This is a genomic window from uncultured Methanobrevibacter sp., assembly GCF_947166415.1.
In the GTDB taxonomy this organism is placed as follows: Archaea; Methanobacteriota; Methanobacteria; order Methanobacteriales; family Methanobacteriaceae; genus Methanocatella.
In genome coordinates this window covers 17,851-36,670 of record NZ_CAMVEE010000008.1, presented here as the reverse complement: position 1 = coordinate 36,670, position 18,820 = coordinate 17,851, and the positions used below count along the sequence as shown (strand labels likewise).

Annotated in this window: 21 protein-coding genes; 19 read left to right on the top strand and 2 right to left on the bottom strand. The window is 36.0% G+C overall.

From position 1 onward, the window contains the following. Positions 1 to 3 precede the first annotated feature (3 nt). The 14 genes from Q0W25_RS02730 to Q0W25_RS02665 all read left to right on the top strand — a co-directional run bounded on the left by Q0W25_RS02730 (position 4) and on the right by Q0W25_RS02665 (position 13,949). Complete coding sequence (locus Q0W25_RS02730; RefSeq protein WP_297825659.1) at positions 4 to 1,182, top strand: NAD(P)/FAD-dependent oxidoreductase; 1,179 nt, start codon at positions 4 to 6, stop codon at positions 1,180 to 1,182. 8 nt (positions 1,183 to 1,190) lie between these two features. Then, a complete protein-coding gene (gene galE / locus Q0W25_RS02725; RefSeq protein WP_298518621.1) occupies positions 1,191 to 2,159 on the top strand; it encodes a UDP-glucose 4-epimerase GalE in 969 nt (322 codons plus the stop codon). 9 nt (positions 2,160 to 2,168) lie between these two features. Beyond that, entirely contained in the window at positions 2,169 to 3,062 is an 894-nt protein-coding gene (locus tag Q0W25_RS02720) for a hypothetical protein (protein ID WP_297825663.1), read from the top strand. A gap of 62 nt (positions 3,063 to 3,124) precedes the next feature. Then, positions 3,125 to 4,546, top strand: a complete 1,422-nt coding sequence (gene purF / locus Q0W25_RS02715) for an amidophosphoribosyltransferase (protein WP_298518618.1) — start codon at positions 3,125 to 3,127, stop codon at positions 4,544 to 4,546. A 5-nt stretch (positions 4,547 to 4,551) separates the two neighbouring features. Further along, positions 4,552 to 5,799 carry a U32 family peptidase gene (locus Q0W25_RS02710; RefSeq protein WP_298518615.1) on the top strand — a complete coding sequence of 416 codons (1,248 nt, stop codon included), beginning with the start codon at positions 4,552 to 4,554 and terminating at the stop codon, positions 5,797 to 5,799. Further along, a complete protein-coding gene (cfbC, locus tag Q0W25_RS02705) occupies positions 5,792 to 6,586 on the top strand; it encodes a Ni-sirohydrochlorin a,c-diamide reductive cyclase ATP-dependent reductase subunit (protein WP_298518613.1) in 795 nt (264 codons plus the stop codon). The genes Q0W25_RS02710 and cfbC overlap by 8 nt, the downstream gene beginning before the upstream one ends. Before the next feature lie 5 nt (positions 6,587 to 6,591). Continuing rightward, positions 6,592 to 7,065 (top strand): methylated-DNA--[protein]-cysteine S-methyltransferase, encoded by a 474-nt coding sequence (locus tag Q0W25_RS02700; RefSeq protein WP_298518610.1) that lies wholly within the window; start codon positions 6,592 to 6,594, stop codon positions 7,063 to 7,065. 302 nt (positions 7,066 to 7,367) lie between these two features. After that, positions 7,368 to 9,122, top strand: a complete 1,755-nt coding sequence (locus Q0W25_RS02695) for a DUF11 domain-containing protein (protein WP_298518607.1) — start codon at positions 7,368 to 7,370, stop codon at positions 9,120 to 9,122. 77 nt (positions 9,123 to 9,199) lie between these two features. Next, positions 9,200 to 9,721: a YgjV family protein gene (locus tag Q0W25_RS02690; RefSeq protein ID WP_298518604.1), complete on the top strand. Its 522-nt coding sequence runs from the start codon at positions 9,200 to 9,202 to the stop codon at positions 9,719 to 9,721. Between the two features lie 68 nt (positions 9,722 to 9,789). Then, positions 9,790 to 10,437, top strand: coding sequence for an HAD family hydrolase (locus tag Q0W25_RS02685; RefSeq protein ID WP_298518601.1), 648 nt, complete (start codon positions 9,790 to 9,792; stop codon positions 10,435 to 10,437). A 66-nt stretch (positions 10,438 to 10,503) separates the two neighbouring features. Further along, the gene (locus Q0W25_RS02680) at positions 10,504 to 10,854 is read left to right on the top strand and encodes an arsenate reductase family protein (RefSeq protein WP_298518598.1); all 351 of its coding nucleotides are present in this window, start codon (positions 10,504 to 10,506) and stop codon (positions 10,852 to 10,854) included. Positions 10,855 to 10,975: 121 nt separating this feature from the next. After that, positions 10,976 to 12,253, top strand: coding sequence for a serine--tRNA ligase (gene serS, locus Q0W25_RS02675; protein WP_297825687.1), 1,278 nt, complete (start codon positions 10,976 to 10,978; stop codon positions 12,251 to 12,253). A 113-nt stretch (positions 12,254 to 12,366) separates the two neighbouring features. Next, on the top strand, positions 12,367 to 12,999 hold the full coding sequence (locus tag Q0W25_RS02670; protein WP_298518595.1) for a flavodoxin family protein: 633 nt from the start codon (positions 12,367 to 12,369) through the stop codon (positions 12,997 to 12,999). Between the two features lie 155 nt (positions 13,000 to 13,154). After that, complete coding sequence (locus Q0W25_RS02665; RefSeq protein WP_298518591.1) at positions 13,155 to 13,949, top strand: hypothetical protein; 795 nt, start codon at positions 13,155 to 13,157, stop codon at positions 13,947 to 13,949. Positions 13,950 to 13,988: 39 nt separating this feature from the next. Here the strand turns inward: Q0W25_RS02665 and Q0W25_RS02660 are convergent, their stop codons facing one another. Further along, positions 13,989 to 14,477: a DUF308 domain-containing protein gene (locus Q0W25_RS02660; protein WP_298518588.1), complete on the bottom strand. Its 489-nt coding sequence runs from the start codon at positions 14,475 to 14,477 to the stop codon at positions 13,989 to 13,991. 56 nt (positions 14,478 to 14,533) lie between these two features. On the opposite strand from Q0W25_RS02660, the gene Q0W25_RS02655 reads away from it, so the two are divergent. The 3 genes from Q0W25_RS02655 to Q0W25_RS02645 all read left to right on the top strand — a co-directional run bounded on the left by Q0W25_RS02655 (position 14,534) and on the right by Q0W25_RS02645 (position 16,685). Then, positions 14,534 to 15,052: a nitroreductase family protein gene (locus Q0W25_RS02655; RefSeq protein ID WP_297825699.1), complete on the top strand. Its 519-nt coding sequence runs from the start codon at positions 14,534 to 14,536 to the stop codon at positions 15,050 to 15,052. Beyond that, the gene (locus Q0W25_RS02650; RefSeq protein ID WP_298518585.1) at positions 15,039 to 16,199 is read left to right on the top strand and encodes a MalY/PatB family protein; all 1,161 of its coding nucleotides are present in this window, start codon (positions 15,039 to 15,041) and stop codon (positions 16,197 to 16,199) included. The genes Q0W25_RS02655 and Q0W25_RS02650 overlap by 14 nt, the downstream gene beginning before the upstream one ends. 195 nt (positions 16,200 to 16,394) lie before the next feature. Beyond that, the gene (locus Q0W25_RS02645; RefSeq protein WP_298518582.1) at positions 16,395 to 16,685 is read left to right on the top strand and encodes a hypothetical protein; all 291 of its coding nucleotides are present in this window, start codon (positions 16,395 to 16,397) and stop codon (positions 16,683 to 16,685) included. 10 nt (positions 16,686 to 16,695) lie between these two features. On the opposite strand, the gene nudC is transcribed toward Q0W25_RS02645, so the two are convergent. After that, positions 16,696 to 17,493, bottom strand: a complete 798-nt coding sequence (nudC, locus tag Q0W25_RS02640) for an NAD(+) diphosphatase (protein WP_298518578.1) — start codon at positions 17,491 to 17,493, stop codon at positions 16,696 to 16,698. Positions 17,494 to 17,589: 96 nt separating this feature from the next. On the opposite strand from nudC, the gene Q0W25_RS02635 reads away from it, so the two are divergent. Together Q0W25_RS02635 and Q0W25_RS02630 are read left to right on the top strand one after the other, a co-directional pair. Further along, complete coding sequence (locus Q0W25_RS02635; protein WP_297825711.1) at positions 17,590 to 18,090, top strand: ferritin; 501 nt, start codon at positions 17,590 to 17,592, stop codon at positions 18,088 to 18,090. Between the two features lie 41 nt (positions 18,091 to 18,131). Then, positions 18,132 to 18,782, top strand: a complete 651-nt coding sequence (locus tag Q0W25_RS02630; protein ID WP_297825713.1) for an adhesin — start codon at positions 18,132 to 18,134, stop codon at positions 18,780 to 18,782. The last annotated feature ends 38 nt before the right edge of the window (positions 18,783 to 18,820 follow it).

Genomic DNA, 18,820 nt, shown 5'->3' with positions numbered 1-18,820 from the left:
CATATGATAGAAACTGATGTAATAGTAGTTGGTTCTGGACCTGCTGGTTCCAGTGCAGCAAAACACGCTGCATTAGGCGGAGCAAAAGTTATTTTGATGGATAAAAAATCAGAAATCGGTTCCCCAAAAAGATGTGCTGAAGGTGTTTCAATTCAAGGTCTTGAAAAATTAGGAATCGAACCATCCCCACGTTGGGTTACCCAAGAAATTCAAGGAGTAAGGATTCAGACTCCTGATGGAACTGACGTATGGTTAACAAAAGATGAAGTTAAATTGCCTGAAGCAGGTTACATTTTAGAAAGAAAAGTATTCGATAAGCACATGGCAATGGATGCCGCAAGGGCAGGTGCCGAAATCAAAATCAAAACTTTAGTCACTGGAGTAGATAAAATAGATGACGGTTATATCGTTTACACTGAATGCATGGGCGAAAAGATTGATTACAAATGTAAAATCCTAATTGCTGCAGACGGTCCAGAAGGCCACGTTGCAAGATGGGCAGGATTAAGACCTGCTGCAAAACCTAAGGAAATGGAATCCGGTGTACAATATGAAATGTGTAACGTTGAATTCGAAAGACCTGGAGTAATTGAGTTTTACTTAGGTTCATGCGCTCCTGGAGGATATGTATGGATCTTCCCTAAAGGTGATGACATCGCTAATGTAGGTTTAGCAATTTTAGAGCATAAAGCGGAAAAAACAGCTAAAGAATACTTGGATGACTTTGTCGCAACATGCCCTTACTTAAAGAACGCTCAGGCTGTTGAATTGAATGTAGGGGGAGACCCTGTTGGTGGTATGACCAAAAAACTTTATGATGATAACATTATGGTTGTTGGAGATGCTGCAGGTCAAGTAAACCCATTGACCGGTGGAGGAATCATCTCAGGTATGACCGGAGGAATGTGTGCAGGTCAAGTAGCTGCTCAAGCTATTAAGGAAGACTGCTCCAAAAAGTTCCTAAAACAATATGATGAAATGGCTCATGAAGAACTTGACCATGAAATCAAAAGATATAAAAAGGTACAAGAATACTTGCTCACCTTATCTGATGAGGAACTTGACAGCATTGCTCACGCATTCCAAGGAGAAAGCTTTGATAAGATTTCAACCACTGAAATCGTTACTAAATTAATTAAAGTATCTCCAAAAGCTTTACTCAAATTAGGTAAATTCGTATAGGTGTTTAAATGATTCTAGTTACTGGAGGGGCAGGTTATATTGGTTCCCATACCAATAAGGCATTAAATAAGGCAGGTTATGAAACAGTTGTTGTGGATAACCTATGCAAAGGTTATGAAAACTTCGTTAAATGGGGTAATTTCGAAGAATATGACTTTGGAAGCGGTGATTTAAGGGAAGTTTTTGAAAAATATGACATTGACGGTGTCATTCACTTCGCTGCCTTCTCATCAGTAGCCGAATCAGTTGAACTTCCTCAAAAATATTTCAAGAATAACTACAAGAACACTCTTAACCTTTTAAAGATAATGAGGGAATTCGGTGTTGACAAGTTTATTCTTTCATCAACTGCCGCAGTATACGGAAATCCGGAAAAGATTCCAATTACAGAAGATCAAGATTTAAAACCAATCAATCCTTACGGACACTCCAAATTCATCACTGAAAAGGCACTTGAAAGGGAAGCCGAAAAAGGTGATTTCAATTTTGTATCTTTAAGATATTTCAATGCGGCAGGATGTGATTTTGACTGTGAGATTGGGGAATTGCACGACCCCGAAACTCACCTTATTCCATTAATACTGGATGCAGCTATCGGAAAGAGGGATAGCATTTCCATATTCGGAGACGATTACGACACTCCTGATGGAACTTGCATTCGTGATTACATTCATGTAAATGACTTGGCTGACGCTCACATCAAGGCATATGAATACTTATGCAAGGAAAACGAGTCAAACATTTTCAATTTGGGAAACGGCCAAGGATACTCAGTGCGTGAAGTAATTGACATGTGCAAAAAGGTCACCAAATGTGACTTTGAAGTTAAGATTGACAAGCGCCGTGAAGGCGATCCAGCTATTCTAGTGGCAGATTCAACCAAAATCAAGGAAAAATTAGGATGGGTTCCTCAATATAATCTGGAACAGATTGTTGAATCCGCCTGGAAATGGCATGAAAAAATGAATGGATTTTAGGTAATTTTCATGGAAAGCGAAACTCATGAATCAATAATTGACGTTCGTATAATTGTGCAGAGTTTGGATATTGCACAGATGGTTTCAAAAGCCGTCAGCAATGTTCAGCTTGAAAGGGATTATAATATTGTTGTTTCATCCATCATTCCTACAACCGAATTAAGCATTGTTAAAAAGGTTGCAAAAGGTGCCGACATCATACTTATCGGAAGCTATGGTCGTGATGAAAACTATAATATTCTTTACAATGAATTGAAGACTGATTTTAATAATGTGGGATTGTTTGATTATAACAACATGATTATTGAGGACGAATCAATAGATTTTGATTTAGCTCAAAAGGAAATCCTGAATTCAATAATTAGATCAACTTTATCTTATTCTTTAAACTTAATCAATATCCATACATTGGAAAACAAGCTAATGAAAGTGACTCACAACTACAACAATCTCCTTGATGACTACAATCAGGTCCTAAAGGAAAACGAGGTTTTTGAACGTGAAAACAAGGAGTTGCTTGAAGATATTGATGAAATAAAATCTGATTTTTCAGCGTTTAAATTGCGCTATGAGGACATTTACTCTCGTGATATTCTTGAGATTTTCAATTTGAATGATTTGTGGCTGGAACTTTTCCATCAGGATTTGAATGATGAGGAAAGGGTAGTAATCGCTACAAACAAGTTTAAGCCTGATGATATTCTGGTAGGGCAAGGTTATATCGCGGCCGAATCAAAGCAGAAAGCTGTCGAATGGCTCAACATTGTCAGAACCGCATTGATTTTTGTTGATGATAATGAAGACGATTTAAAAAGGGAATTGGATAGCGATAGCGAAACCAGGCCTCCTGAAGTAAGGGATGATTATGATATACCTAACACTTTTGAAAACTTTTGGGAATGAAACATTAATTATTTTATACTAGTTTAACAAATCTATAATTATACTATTTTGGGAGTTATCACATGCAAGGTGAAATGGAAGACAAGTGTGGTATTGTTGGATTTCATTGTGAAGATGAATCCAAGGATGTCGCATCATTAGTTTATTATAGTTTGTATGCTTTACAGCACAGAGGTCAAGAATCAGCAGGAATCGCTTCTTTTAATTCTGAAAAAGGCTTAAGTTTTCATTGCGGAATGGGTTTAATTACCGATGTCTTCAGTGATGAACAGCTTCATGCATTGTCCGGACACAATGCAATTGGCCATGTCAGATATTCAACTACCGGCCAGTCAAAACTGGAAAACTCACAGCCTTTCGTGATTGATTTCGGTGACGGATTCATTGCCATGGCTCATAATGGAGATATCGTTAACTCAGGTGAGTTAAAAAAGGAGCTTATTGATGAAGGATTCTATTTCAGGTCTGATTCTGATTCTGAAGTAATCTGTTACATGCTTAAAAAAGAGCATTATGATAATGGAAAGGATGTTTTGGCCGCCATTGAGGCGGTTTGCAAAAAACTTGTAGGATCATATGCATTAACAATTTTGATTGACGGTGAATTGTATGGTGTAAGAGACCCTATGGGAATCAAACCTCTTGCAGTTGCAGAAAAAGACGATGAATTTATTTTAGCTTCTGAAACTGTCGCTTTCGATGTTATAAATGCCAAATATATTAGGGATATCGTCCCTGGAGAAGTTGTTTACTTCAAAAACAATGAAATTAACTCCCATATGTTGGAAAGTGCAGGAAAATGCAAGCTTTCACATTGCATGTTCGAATATGTTTACTTTGCAAGACCTGACAGTACAATTGACGGCGTTAACGTTTATGAAACCAGAATGAACATTGGCCGCCAGTTACATAAGTTATATCCTATTGATGCTGATGTTGTTATTCCTGTTCCTGACTCTTCTATTCCTGCTGCAATCGGATACTCAAGAGCTTCCGGAATACCTTACGGTGAAGGTTTAATCAAGAACAGGTATGTCGGAAGGACATTCATCATGCCTACCCAAGAGGAAAGGGAACTTGCAGTAAGGCTTAAGTTAAATCCAATCAAAGAAGCCATCAAAGGCAAAAAGATTATTTTAATAGATGACAGTATAGTTCGAGGAACCACTTCCAAACAGCTATTGGATCTTGTTAAGGAAGCTGAACCTGCTGAAATCCACTTTTTGGTAGGTTGCCCTCCAGTAATTGCACCATGTTACTATGGAGTTGCAATGGCAACCAAAAAGGAATTGATTGCTGCTAATTACTCAACTGAAGAGATTAAAGATCAATTGGGCATTGATTCATTAGGTTACATCACATTGGATTCATTAGTGGAAGCTATCGGAATGCCTGAAGAGAATTTATGTTTAGGATGTGTGAATGAGAAATATCCTACTGAAATTCCGGAAGGGCTTGAAGCTGAAACCTATTACAAACCTTAGATATTATGGTTGAATTATTAGCTCCAGCGGGAAACTTTATTTCGCTTCGCGCCGTTTTGGAAAACGGTGCCGATGCAGTTTATTTTGGCCTTGAAGATTATAATATGAGGGCCAATGCTAAAAATTTTTCTTTGGATGATTTAAGCGAAGTTGCAAGCATTGCCAAGGAATATGGGGCTAAAACCTATTTGGGCACTAACATTATTTTAAATGAAAGGCTGGCATGTAAACTGGAGTCAAATCTGGAGAAAATATCCTCATCGGAAATCGATGGGCTCATTTTATCAGACATTGGACTGATTGAGGATACCGTTTCTCATGGTCTTGAGGCCCATATCAGTGTCCAGGAAAATGTTACTAATTCTTATACCCTCAAAACCCTTAAAAAGTTAGGTGCCAAAAGGGCAATACTTTCAAGGGAATTGTCATTGTCTGAAGTCACTGAAATTACAAGAAAATCTCCAATCGAAACTGAAATATTTGTTCATGGGGCAATTTGCATGGCTATTTCAGGCAGATGCTTCTTAAGCTATGGACTGTATGGCAGAAGTGCAAATTGCGGTGATTGTCTGCAGCCTTGCAGAAAAAACTGGACATTGACCTATGAGGAAGGTGAAGACAGTGTCGTTAATTTCTCGGATGTGGAGGATGAAAGGTTCGTCATTACAGGAAGTGACGACGGAAGTTATAGGACCAATTTCTTTTCACCGAAGGACATGTGCATGATTGAATACATTCCTGAACTTATGGAAAGCGGTGTTGCATCCTTTAAGATTGAAGGAAGGGCAAGAAGTGCCGATTATGGGGCAATGGTGACTGGAATTTACAGACAAGTTATTGATGATTACGTTAAAGACCCGTCAAACTATAAGGTTAGGGATGAATGGATGGATGAGCTGACAAGCGTATTCAATAGAGGTTTTGACACTAATTTTTACTTCAACACTCCGTTTGAAGTGAGTGAGGACAATCAATCAAAATATATCAAGAAAGACATTGGACAAGTTGTTAATTATTACAGTAAGGTTGGAGCGGCAGAAATCAGAATTTGGGATGATTTGAAAATAGGAGACAAGATTATCATTCAAGGCAAAACCACAGGTTCAATCACTCATATAATCGATTCCATGCAGATTGAGGGAAAACCTGTCACAAATGTTGAAAAGGGAGCCAATGTTGCAATAGCCATTCCAACAAAGGTTAGAGAAAATGATTTTGTTTACAAATTAGTCGAGAGGAATGCTGATGATTAAAAAAATAGCTATTTACGGAAAGGGCGGAATTGGAAAGAGTACTACAGTAGCTAACCTGTCTGCCGTTTGGGCAAGCGAAGATTTGAACTGCCTGGTCATAGGATGTGATCCAAAAGCTGATACTACACGTACATTATATGGGAAAAGGATTCCTACAGTTGTAAATACTTTAAGGGATAACAGAAATCCTGAAAAAGAGGATTTGGTTTTTGAAGGTTTTAAGGGAATATCATGTGTTGAAAGCGGAGGTCCTGAGCCTGGTGTCGGTTGTGCAGGAAGGGGTGTTATCGTGGCCATGAAGCGCCTTGAAAAACTGGACATTTTCAATGACGATTTGGATGTTGTTGTCTATGACGTTTTGGGTGATGTTGTCTGCGGAGGCTTTTCAGTACCATTGCGTGAAAAGTATGCCGATGAGGTAATAATAGTTACTTCAGGTGAGTACATGTCACTTTATGCTGCAAACAATATTGTCCGTGGTGTCAAGAAACTCAAGGGTAATTTGAGCGGCATAGTATGCAACTGCAGAAATGTTGATAATGAGGAAGAAATTGTCAACGACTTTGCCAAAAAGATTGGAACTCATGTAGTTGGTACTATTCATAGAAGTAATTTAATTCAAGATGCTGAATTAGATGCAAAAACCGTTGTAGAAAAATACCCTGAAAGTGATGAAGCACAAGAATACATGAAGTTAGCTAATAATATTATGACAAATGAAAATCTTTCCACTCCTGAGCCTATGAGTGATGAGGAATTTGAGGAATTTTTCAAAAGATACTTGTAGATATTATGTATTATTCGACTAAGTATGATTCACCTCTTGGTGAACTTTTCATTGTAAGCGATGGTGATGCAATTTTTAAAGTATCATTTACAAATAACAATGAAGACTGCACTGTAAACGATGACTTGCCTATTTTTAAAAAAGTCAAAAAATGGTTTGATGATTATTTCAATGGATTGAACCCAAAAATAGATTTCAAACTAAATCCTGAAGGAAGCGAGTTCAGGTTGGGAGTTTGGAATATACTTTCTGAGATTCCATATGGTCAATCGGTTACATATGGTGAAATCGCTTCAATGATTTCAGATAATATGGCTCCTCAGGCAGTCGGAGGGGCTGTGGGAGCAAATCCGATAGCCATTATCATCCCGTGCCATAGGGTTTTGGGGAAAAATGGAAAATTAACTGGTTATGCCGGCGGTTTGGATAGAAAAATCGAATTATTGAAAATAGAAGATATTAAGTTCAAAATGATTTAATCATATAGAATCATTTATGCTATGTTATTGCTCATTTTTTTCACAAGAAATTCAAGTTCCTTTTCAAAATTATTGGGTAATATTTATATTAAATGTAAACTAATATATAAATGTATCAAAAAAGTAATTGAAAGGGGTTTTATATATTTTAATTATTATGGGATTAATTAAAAAAATTAGTAGGAGATTTTTACTGTTTTTATAAGGCCAATTTTGAAGGGTTTCATACTCTTCAAGATAAACGTTTTGATTTACTTTATTTGATATGTTTGTAAAACACAAAATTGATAATGAGGTATACTTTGAGAAATGAAATTAAAAATGCTTTAGTTTTATTATTTATTGTAATTACCATGTTATTAATTGTCGGATCAGTAAATGCAGTAGATTCTAATCAAGAAATTACTGCAATCAATGATTCATTAGAAATTAATGAAGAATCTGTCATTATTTCTGATAACGAGATTTCCAATGAAATCGTTACAATAGATAATGATGATGGAAATGAAATTGAAGAGCAAAACTCAGAAATTGAAGTTTCACAATCAGATGATAAGTTAGGAAGTGCAGACGATTCCGATGTTCTTTCAAGAGCATTTTTCATTAATGTTGAAGTGGACACTCCAGTTGTGAAGGTTGGAGATTATGTCGTCTTTGATGTATATGTTCAAAATAATGATCAATGGAATACTTATTATGGTCAGTGGGGTTTTCTCCCAATAAATAATTGGTTTAATGAGTCTGAATTGAAATTTATAAATATTACTCCAACTGCATGGGCTATAAATTATCGTAATTTGACCCCTTCTGTCATGCATTATGGTGATGAAAATTCATCATATGTGCGTGCCGAATATGATGTATCATATGGCTGGCAACCTTGGAGTGATTTGCATTATAAAATTTATTTCGAGGCTTTAAAACCAGGTTACCATGAATTCCAAGCCCATATTTTTGATAATTGGGTTGAGTCCAGGGATATAGAACATGTTACGGTTGGTAATCCTGAATTAACCATAATCAAAACGCCTCATCAAACAGAATACTGCCTTGGTGATGATGTTTACTTTGACGTGTACATTGAAAATACAGGTTCACTGCCGCTAGAAGATACTTGTTGGTGGGATACATATGACCAATATCCTCCATTGATATGGATTGATGATTGGTATGATCCTGGATTGGTGTTTGTTGATATAACTTTTAATCCTGATAAAAATGGTACTGTCTGGGAAAAGAATTATGATTATGCCGATGAGTATGATGGTGCTTATGGCCATCAGCTATTAATCCGATATCTCACACAGGGTGATTGGAAACCGGGATACTCCCTTAATTTCACAACCCATTTCATAGCCAATAAAACTGGACAACTAAATAATAGTGCTCACGTTTTCTGGAAATGGAAAAGTTGGGGAGGTCCTGAAGTCCATGAACACATTGAAAGGTGGGGTAACAGCTCCGTTATTGTAGGAGTGCCTGAATTCACAATAGAAAAGGTTGCCTTGACCAAAGAGGTCAAAGTCGGTGAGGATGTAATATTCAATGTCACAGTGACAAATACTGGAGAAATTAACTTGACCGGAGTTTACATTCAGGACAACGAATATACAAATGGATTAGAATATTCTGATTATTCAGATAAAGCCGATTGGACATTCGACGGCACGGATAAATGGACTTATAATGGAAAACTTGCTCCAGGCGAATCAGTTAGCTTGTTACTCACATTCACTGCAACCAGTGCAGGTGTGAAAAACAACACTGCAGTTTGCGGAAATAACCTTACTAATGAAACTTTGAACAGTACTGATAATGTAACTGTAACTGAAAACGAAACAGAAAACGAAACAGATGATGATGTTCCTGAAGTTCCTGAGGAAACTCCTGAAGAGGATCCACAAGACCCTGTAGAAGTTCCTGAGGAAACTCCAAGAGAAGCTGAAGTTCAAAAAGAAACTTCAACTGTAGCTAAAACCGCTACTGGAAATCCGTTGTTTGTTCTGTTGATTAGTTTATTTGCATTAGGTTTCATTCCATTGAGAAAAATTAAATAAATAAATGTGATTCATTCACATTTTCTTTTTCTTTTTTTAAGTTAAATTTATTTAACAAGTTTGATAAATAGGATTACATGGATTTTGCATTGAATATTGTCATAGGTAACATCATATCCTTAATTGCAGGTGTTTTTATCATATTGAGCATGTGGGTTAATGATGAGAAGAAAGTATACTTCTATCAGTTCCTAAACGCTTTTATCCTAATGTTTTCATCAGTATTCTTCTTTTCCTGGACAGGCGTTACCACCATGGCCATTGCAGCCTCCAGAAATCTGATGGTATACAAGGATAGGTTGACTCGCAATTGGACAATATTTTTCATTTTCATTTCCATAGTCATAGGTTTGATTGTCAACACAATGGGATTTGTCGGTCTTTTGCCAATCATTGCAATCGTACAGATTACATTGTGCAATTTTTATCTCAAAACAATTAAGACAATCAAAACAAGCTTCATCGTAAACAGTTTGATATATGTCGTTTATTTCCTGGCAATTCTGGATTTCTCATCAGCAATAATCGAATCTTTTACCGCTCTGGTTGGATTGGTCTCATTGTATAGGCTAATCACTGGTGATGATTCGGAAAATTGAATTCTTTTTTTTGTGATAGCTATTGAAATAGTCAATCTTTAATATTTCATAACAACAAAAGTTAAACCATGAAAAAACTTGCAATCTTTGATTTTGACGGAACCCTATTCAATTCTATCGATGATGTGGTAATCTGCTTTAACAGGGCTTTAACGGATTATGGTTTGCCGACATTGACACGTGATGAATATATTCCTTGCTTGGGCGGAAACATTGATGAGATAGTTTCATTGGTGCTTGGTGAAAACAGCACTCCGGAAAATATTGAAAGTGTAAAGGAAACTTACCTGGATTATTACCTCTCTTCAAAAAAGGAAAATACGCTTCCTTTTCCGGATTCCAAAAAAACCCTTGAGAAATTGCAGGACAAAGGCATACTATTGGCAATAAATTCAAACAGATTGGATTATTCCCTGGAGTATTTCATTGGAAAATTCTTTTCGGATATTGATTTTGTAGATATTGAAGGCCACTCATATCCACACCCTTCAAAGCCAGATCCTTATGGAGTAAATAAGATTATTGAAAAGGCTGGTGTAGGTTTGGATGATGCGGTTTATATTGGAGACTCTTCAACAGATATCAGAACAGCTCAAAATTCAGGAATTGACTGTCTTATGGTTAAATGGGGCTATGGAAATCAGGATGACTATGAAAATGAGTATCCTGTATCAATCCTTTCAGATTTTTCTGAAATACTCGAATATTTCAAATGATTTTATCATATGGAGTGCCTATCTAAATAATTAAATATTTTTAATCGAATTTTCAAAGTAATTATTATGTTATTCGTTAATTATCCAAAATGTTCAACATGCCGAAAAGCCAAAAACTGGCTAGATGAGCAAAACATAGAATATGAATCAAGACATATAATTGAAGACAATCCTACCAGTGAAGAATTGCGTAAATGGTGGGAAATATCTGATTTGCCGCTTAAAAGATTTTTCAATACCAGTGGAATGAAATATAGGGAACTTAAACTCAAAGACAAGCTTCCAGACATGTCTGAAGATGAGCAATTGGATCTTTTATCCACTGATGGAATGCTAGTAAAAAGGCCGATTTTGGTCAATGAGGACATTGTTCTGGTTGGCTTTAAAGTCAAGGAATGGGAAGAAAAATTGTTATAATCTTTTTTGGATTTTAGAGTGAAAAATATTCTAGATGCTCTTTTTGAGTTTTTTTATGAATAACTTTAAAAAACAATAAAATCATATTATATTATGATTAAAAATTTTTAGGGGACAAAAATTGCTAGATATAAAATTATTCAGAGAAAATCCGGAAATTATCATAGACTCTGAAAAGAAGAGATTTAGAGATACTGAAAACGTTGAAAAAGTAATTGAATATGACACCTTATGGAGAGAAGGTGAGAAAAAACTCAATGCCTTAAGGTCTGAAAAGAATAAATTATCCAAATCATTTAAAAAAGCAAAAGAAGAAGGCAATTTGGAAGAAGTAATAGCAAGATCCAAAGAAGTAGCAAATGAAATTAAGGAATTAAGTGCTAAAAATGCCGAATACTTACAGATTAGAGATGATTACAGATACAAGGTAGGAAACATCATTGATGAGGATGTTCCGATTTCAGACACTGAAGATGACAATGTGGTCGTGAGAACCTATGGTGAAATTCCTGAACACGACTTCGAACTTTTAAATCACGTTGATTTGATTAAAAAAATAGACGGTGCAGATTTGGAAACCGCTGCAAGCATTGCAGGAGCTCGCTTTTACTACTTGAAAAGGGATATCCTACACTTGAACCTTGCTTTGATTCAATTTGCACTTTCCGAACTTGAAGCTGAAGGTTACATTCCAATGCAAACCCCATTTTTCGTGAAAGGGGAAGTTGCAGCTGAAACCTCTGAACTGGGCGAGTTTTATGAAACATTATACAAAGTGGAAAACGAGGACATGTATCTGATTGCAACAGCAGAGCAGACATTGGCTGCACTTCACAGGGATGAAATCATCGCTCCTGATGAGTTGCCTTTAAGATACTGTGCGCTTTCAACCTGTTTTAGAAAAGAGGCAGGTTCACACGGAAAGGATACATTAGGTATATTCAGAGTCCACCAGTTTGAAAAAATCGAACAGTTCATTTACTCAACTCCTGAAGATTCAAGAAACCAGCATGACCACCTGATGGAAGTAACTGAAAGAATCTATCAAAAGTTAGGCATTCCATATCAGATTATAGCTATCGTATCATCTGCATTGAACGACAATGCGGCCATCAAATACGACCTTGAAGCATGGTTCCCTGGTTCAGGTGCATTCAGGGAATTGGTTTCATGCACAAACTGTAAGGATTACCAGGCACGTAAAACCAAAACACGTGTGGGAAGGGCAGGTTCTGGAGATGCCCAAACATTGCATACCTTAAACAGTACAGCTATTGCAACTGAAAGGACAATTTGCTGCATTTTAGAAAATTATCAACAGGAAGACGGAAGCATTAAAGTTCCTGAAGTGTTAGTCCCTTACATGAATGGAAAAACCGTCATCGAAGCTAAAGAATAAAATTTTAATTGTGTGTATATTTACACACTTCCACTATTTTTTTTAAAATTTAAGAATTATTAGTCACCTATTTATCTAATACCACTCAATAATTATATAGATTAGGTGATGAAATGAAAACCATAGTGATTAATGCAAGCCCTAGGAAAAAATGGAATACTGCTGAGATAATGCAATCAGCACAGAAAGGAGCAGAATCAGCAGGAGCCGAAACAGAATATTTTAATTTATATGATTTGGTTTTTAAAGGTTGCAGAAGTTGTCTTGCCTGCAAACTAAAGGATAAGACTAAAGGAAAATGTTATTGGAGAGATGACCTGACACCTGTAATTGAAAAGATATTGGATTCCAATTGTCTTTTGATTGGCTCACCGATTTATTTCGGCCAGCCTACAAGCGAATTCAGGGCATTGCTTGAAAGACTGATATTTTGCGTAATGTCATATGATGACGGGTCAAGCTATTTTACAGGAAAAGTCAATGTGGGAATATTCTATACAATGAACGCTCCTTTGGAGTTTTATGAACAGTCCATGAAAGACAGCTTGGCAACTACAGAATACTTATTCTCATTTTTGAATGGTGAAATAGTTACATATCCAGTTTGCGATACAATACAGGTAAGTGATTATTCCAAATTTAACATGGCTGGATTTTCACAGGAATTGAAGGAAAAACAATGGATTTTGCAGTTTCCAAATGATTTGGAGAAGGCCTTTGAGTTAGGTGCCGAGTTAAGTAAATGATAATGCAGTCCTGCTTCATCAGTTGCAGGATATTTTTTTTCAATAATTTGAGTATACATTTTTCAAAAATGAATACAAACATTTATATACTACTTCATAGATATAATAGTGTATACAAAAAACACTTTTGTATACAAAAATTATGAAGTGATAAAATGCAAAACCAAGAAAATAAAAACCATCATAAAAGATTCGTATTCGGAAATGAAAGATTTGGGGGATCATACACCCCAGGGGAATTTGAATTCAATTTTCCGGATGACATGTCACGTGAAGATTTCGAAAGAATGTTCACATCAAGAATGAACGCATTGCACAAAAGGGGCAATGAGTTTGCAGAAGATTTTTTCGAAAAAGGACATAAGGTCAAGAAAGACAAATTGAAACCTTTAAGCATTCGTATAAAACCACACACTAAGGAATTTTACAAAAACCAGTCAATATTGACACCAAGGGAGGTGTTAGAGATGTATGAAAATTTCAACAACGGTTCAGAAGCGTTCATCAACTCTTTAATTGAAGATGAAAAGCAGCTTAAAAAGGAACTGGAAGATGTTCAGGAAAAATTGCACAACGCCATGCTGTTTAAAGAGAAACTGAGTGAACTGGAACCTATTAGTGATGTCCTGTCTGATGAAGACAAGTTGACTCAATTAATCAATAATTATGAAAATTCACAAATCAAAGCTATTGGCAATGAATCTGTAGCAGGCAAGGTAAAAAATGACATCATAAAAGATATTCAAATCTACAATACATTGGATGTCAGCGTTTACGATAGTCAGTATATTGTAATTACCGTTTACACCAATGCCCAGCCTATCGTATATTACTTTAAAAACGAATATTCAAAAGATGATATTTCACAGATTCTAGATTCCATAAAAGAGTTTTGTGAAGAAAAAGAAATTGGATTTAGATTATCCGACGAATCATATTTCGGAGAATAATCTCTTTTTTTTTAAAATTTGAAAAAAGTGGGGGTAGTTTTAATTTGATAAAATTAAAGCTACTCCTTCAATAATTAAAACGATTCCAATAATTATTGCAATATATACCGGTTGGTTAATTGAAAATGCAGCAAGTGCAATCGCGATTATACCCATAATCAATACGAGAATTGATGTAAAAGTGGATATTGACCCCATACGTGATATTAATCCGCTTATTCCAAATATAATCATGATAAATCCAACGATATAGAATTGAATTGCGATTAAGAAGGACAATGCATCAATATAGAATATGAACAGGAATCCGAAAATAATAGCTATAATCCCAATAATTATTGTGGTTTTGGAGTATAAATCAAACTCATTTCTCATGTTGTAACCCAAGTACACTGAAGAAATACCAAAGAACAGTAAGCTTAATCCCACGATTACTGATACAAGTCCAGATGAAAACATTGGGAATAAAATGAATATTAAACCGAGAACGATTGATAATATTCCAGCACCTTTATTTACTTCCATCATTTCACCTCCATTATTTAAAACTAATTTTATATATAAATAAAATACTATTTATTATTATGGTAGAATTTGAAGAAATAATCAATACAAGGCGAAGCATCAGAGAGTATCAGGATAAGGATGTTGAAGATGAAAAGATTTTAAAAATCCTAAAGGCAGGAATGCAAGCTCCCGGTTCAAGATTAGGAGCAGAACCTTGGGAATTCATCATAATCAAAAACAAGGAAACCTTAGCAAAAATTGGTGAAATCAAGCCTAGAGTTGCCAATGCTCCGGTAGCCATTTTACTGGTTGCAAACATTGAAAGGGCATTTTACAAAACAGTATGGCAACAGGACATGGGGGCGGCCTGTGAAAACATGCTGCTTGAAGCTGTCAACCTTGGATTGGGAGGTCTTTGGAATGGAGTGGCTCCTGAAGAGGAAAGAATGGCAAAAATCGGTGAGATTGTCGGAATAGATGACATCACTGATTTGAAGCCATATTCAATTGTCACATTGGGCTATCCTGCAGAAGGATGGGAAAACAAGTTCATGGACAAATTCGACGAAAGTAGGATCCATTATGAAAAGTACTAGAAATGACTTTGAAAGCATTATAGATAGGCATGATACCAATTCCCTTAAATGGGATTTGTTTGATGATGATTTGCCGATGTGGGTGGCGGACATGGACTTCAAGGTAGCTCCGGCCATTCAGGATGCAATCTTAAAAAGGGCCAAACATCCCGTATTCGGATATACGGTAGTTCCGGACGAGCTATTTGAAGCCTATATTAACTGGTGGAAATCAAGGTACAATCTTGAAATGTCAAGGGAGGACATGGCATATTCCATGGGAGTGATGCCTTCAATATCATCAATGATCAGATGTCTGAGTGATGAAAATGATGAGATACTGATTCAAACACCGGTCTATCACGTATTTTTCTATGTGATTGAAGACAATAACCGCAAGGTTATAGAAAACGTATTGATTTATGAAGATGGAGCCTATAAGATTGATTTCGATGATTTGGATGAAAAACTGTCGAAAGTCAAGATGATGATTCTCTGCAATCCTCACAATCCTGTCGGCAAGATATGGTCAAAAGAGGATTTGGACAGGATTATTGAATTGTGCAAAAAGAATGATGTCATCCTGGTTTCCGATGAAATTCATTGTGATTTAACAGATCCCGAACTGAAGTACAATCCATGTGCTGCAGATGACAACGTAATCAGATGCCTGTCCCCTTCAAAATCTTTCAATGTTGCAGGTTTTCAAAGCTCCATAGTCCATACAACAAACAGTGAACTTTTGGACAAGATAAAAGCTCAGATGCACATTGATAATTCGGATTCATGCAATGTCTTTGCGACATCTGCGGTGATTGCAGCTTATAATGGCTCTGAGGAATGGCTGGAAGAGCTTAAGCAGGTGCTGTATGAAAACAAGCAAGCGGTTAAAAAGTATCTTGATGAGGAACTGCCCATTGTAAAACTGGTGGAATGCGATGCCACATATCTTTTGTGGATAGACTGTTCCGCTTTAGGCGTTCATTCAGAGGTACTTTGCGAGTTTTTAAGAACAAATCAAGGGTTGTTTTTATCTCCAGGCCATCAGTTCGGTGAAAACGGCAAGAATTTCTTAAGAATGAACATCGCCTGTCCTCGGGAGTTATTGCTTGACGGATTGGCAAGATTAAAAGCAGGGATAATTGCTTTAAACAATATTCGCATATAAAAAATCCCTCATTTTTTCTATTTTTATTTTTCTATTTGGGTTTTAAATATTAATTTCTTCTTTTAATAATACTATTTCTTCAAAAATAAGGTGTAAAAACGATTGTTTTTTAATTTAGTGATGCAAGTAAGCACTTACATTCGAAAAACTTTATATACTCCCTTTAATATACTTAAGGGTTGAAAATGAAGTGTTTTGCTTCAGAAATGTTATGGGGGTATTATTATTATTAACAAAATTGCTTTCGCTTTATTCATCGTAATAATTTCTTTATTATGTGTAGGTTTTGTTGTTGCAAATTCCAATGAAATAGTAAATGATGGTGATGTTGACGTGTATGGTTCTAATCATGTAAAATTTGAATCCAGCTTATTAAATGGTCATGAAGATTCTGAATTAAGTAATTTGACTTTACATGATGGGGGCAGTGCTATGTCCAATAATATTAATTCCCATGTTGAAGGTCCATACAGTTATGTATTATAGTTAAATATCATCAGGACTGGGAATCTATAAAGTCCTGAACCAACCAGTCTGAAATACTAATGTCGGAGGGATATCTTATTATTTCCTCCTTCTTAAACCATTTCGCTTTGACGATCTCATCACCGTCCACCTTTATTTTTCCTGAATCATATTCTGCAGCGAATCCAAGCATAAGTGAGTTTGGAAACGGCCAGGATTGGCTTCTTTTATATTCCAGATTTTTAATATTAACACCAACTTCCTCAAGAACCTCACGGTGAACTGCCTCTTCGATGCTTTCGCCGGGTTCTACAAAGCCTGCAATAAGTGCATATCTGATTTCCTCATGATAGCTGTGTTTTGCCATTAGCAATTCATCGCCTTTTCTGATGGCCACGATAATTGCAGGAGCGATGCGCGGATAGTGGTTCTGTCCGCAGGAAGGACATTTTAGCATCATGTCCTTTTCATCTAATTGTGTTGGTGTTCCGCATTTTCCGCAGAACCTGTGTGATATGTACCAATCGTTAACCAAAACGGCTTTCCCGGCAATATGGTACAGGTCATGGTCAAATTCATAAACTTCAAACAGGGGATAATAGCTTTCATCGCTTTCAACATTAACAACAAAAGCTTTCTGGTCATTATATTTTCCGATATATAAACAAAAGTTAACATCAAATTCATCTAAGCTTTTAGGCAATTTCTTGTCGGAATCCAAATATAATTCCCTATTCTCATTGAAAATAAATATGTAATCATCTGCAGTTGGAGAAATTTTATCATCAAAATCGATTTCATAGTTTTCATAGATGGACTTTTCAATCATGTTATGTTTTTTATTTTTTATTTTTAATTAAATTATTCAAATTGTAACTTAAACTTTATATGAAAATAAATACTAATTTAATATAGGTGATATTAAATGGTATCAGAAAATATGGAAAAAGCTTTAAATGCACAATTAAACGCTGAAGTTTACTCTGGATATTTATATTTATCCATGGCAGCTTACTTTGAAGACGAAGATTTAGCAGGATTCGCTAACTGGATGAGAATACAAGCTGCTGAAGAACTGGAACATGGAATGAAATTCTACGATTATATCATTAGAAGAGGGGCTTCCGTAACTTTGACTGCAATCGAAGGACCACAAACCGAATGGGACGGCCCACTTGCAGCATTTGAACATGTTCTAGAACATGAAAAGAAAGTTTCAGGCCTTATTGATGATCTTGTTAATTTAGCTATTGAAGAAAAAGACCATGCAACCAACAACTTCTTACAATGGTTTGTTGAAGAACAAGTTGAAGAAGAGGAAAACGCAATGGAACTGGTCGCTAAAGCAAAATTAGCTGATGGCGATAACAGATTGATTTATGAATTGAACAAAGAATTAGGTGCACGTGCACCATCTGAAGACTAGATTCAATCTAGTCTAAACTTACTTTTTTTTAAGGTGTTTAAATGGATTATCCTGAAGGTCCGACGGATTTGGCTCAAGTCAACTCAAATGAATATGATGCTGAATTGGTAGGCATGAATGATTTAGGTACTGTACATCTGCATGGTCCTTTTGGAAATTTGGACTCCGAAGTCAAAATTGCCTATGTAATTGGTATGCATCCTCTTGAAAGCAAATCTCATAGGGCTTTGTTTGAGGAATTAACCCATAAAAATGATTTGAAATATTGCTATTGGCTATATAACATCAATGTTTTGGACAAGAACAGCGAGTCCGAAGGAAGGGATGAAGGCCAATTGTTAGCGCAGGAGTTTATCAGAGATGACATCATCAATAAAGGATACGACCTCTTTTTAGACATTCACTCCAACAGAGGTTCCAATGGCCCTGGAGATTATAGGATAACAAATTTTGTTTTTGCACCGGGCTTTGATGACGAATCCACAGTATATATGAACGAAATTATTGAAAAAATTGAAGAGATAGTATATTATGCTCCTGAATTCAGGTCAAGTCCGCCATACATAACAGAACCTACTGCCAAAGCGGGAATTCCAACATTGGTTTATGAGTGCTATTCATTTGAACCCTTCGACATAACCTGTGACTTGGCTTCAAAACTGATTAGTTCAGTTGAAGATTTAAAATTTTAGTTTATCTTTACTCAATTCTTTTTTTTGATTTTATGAAA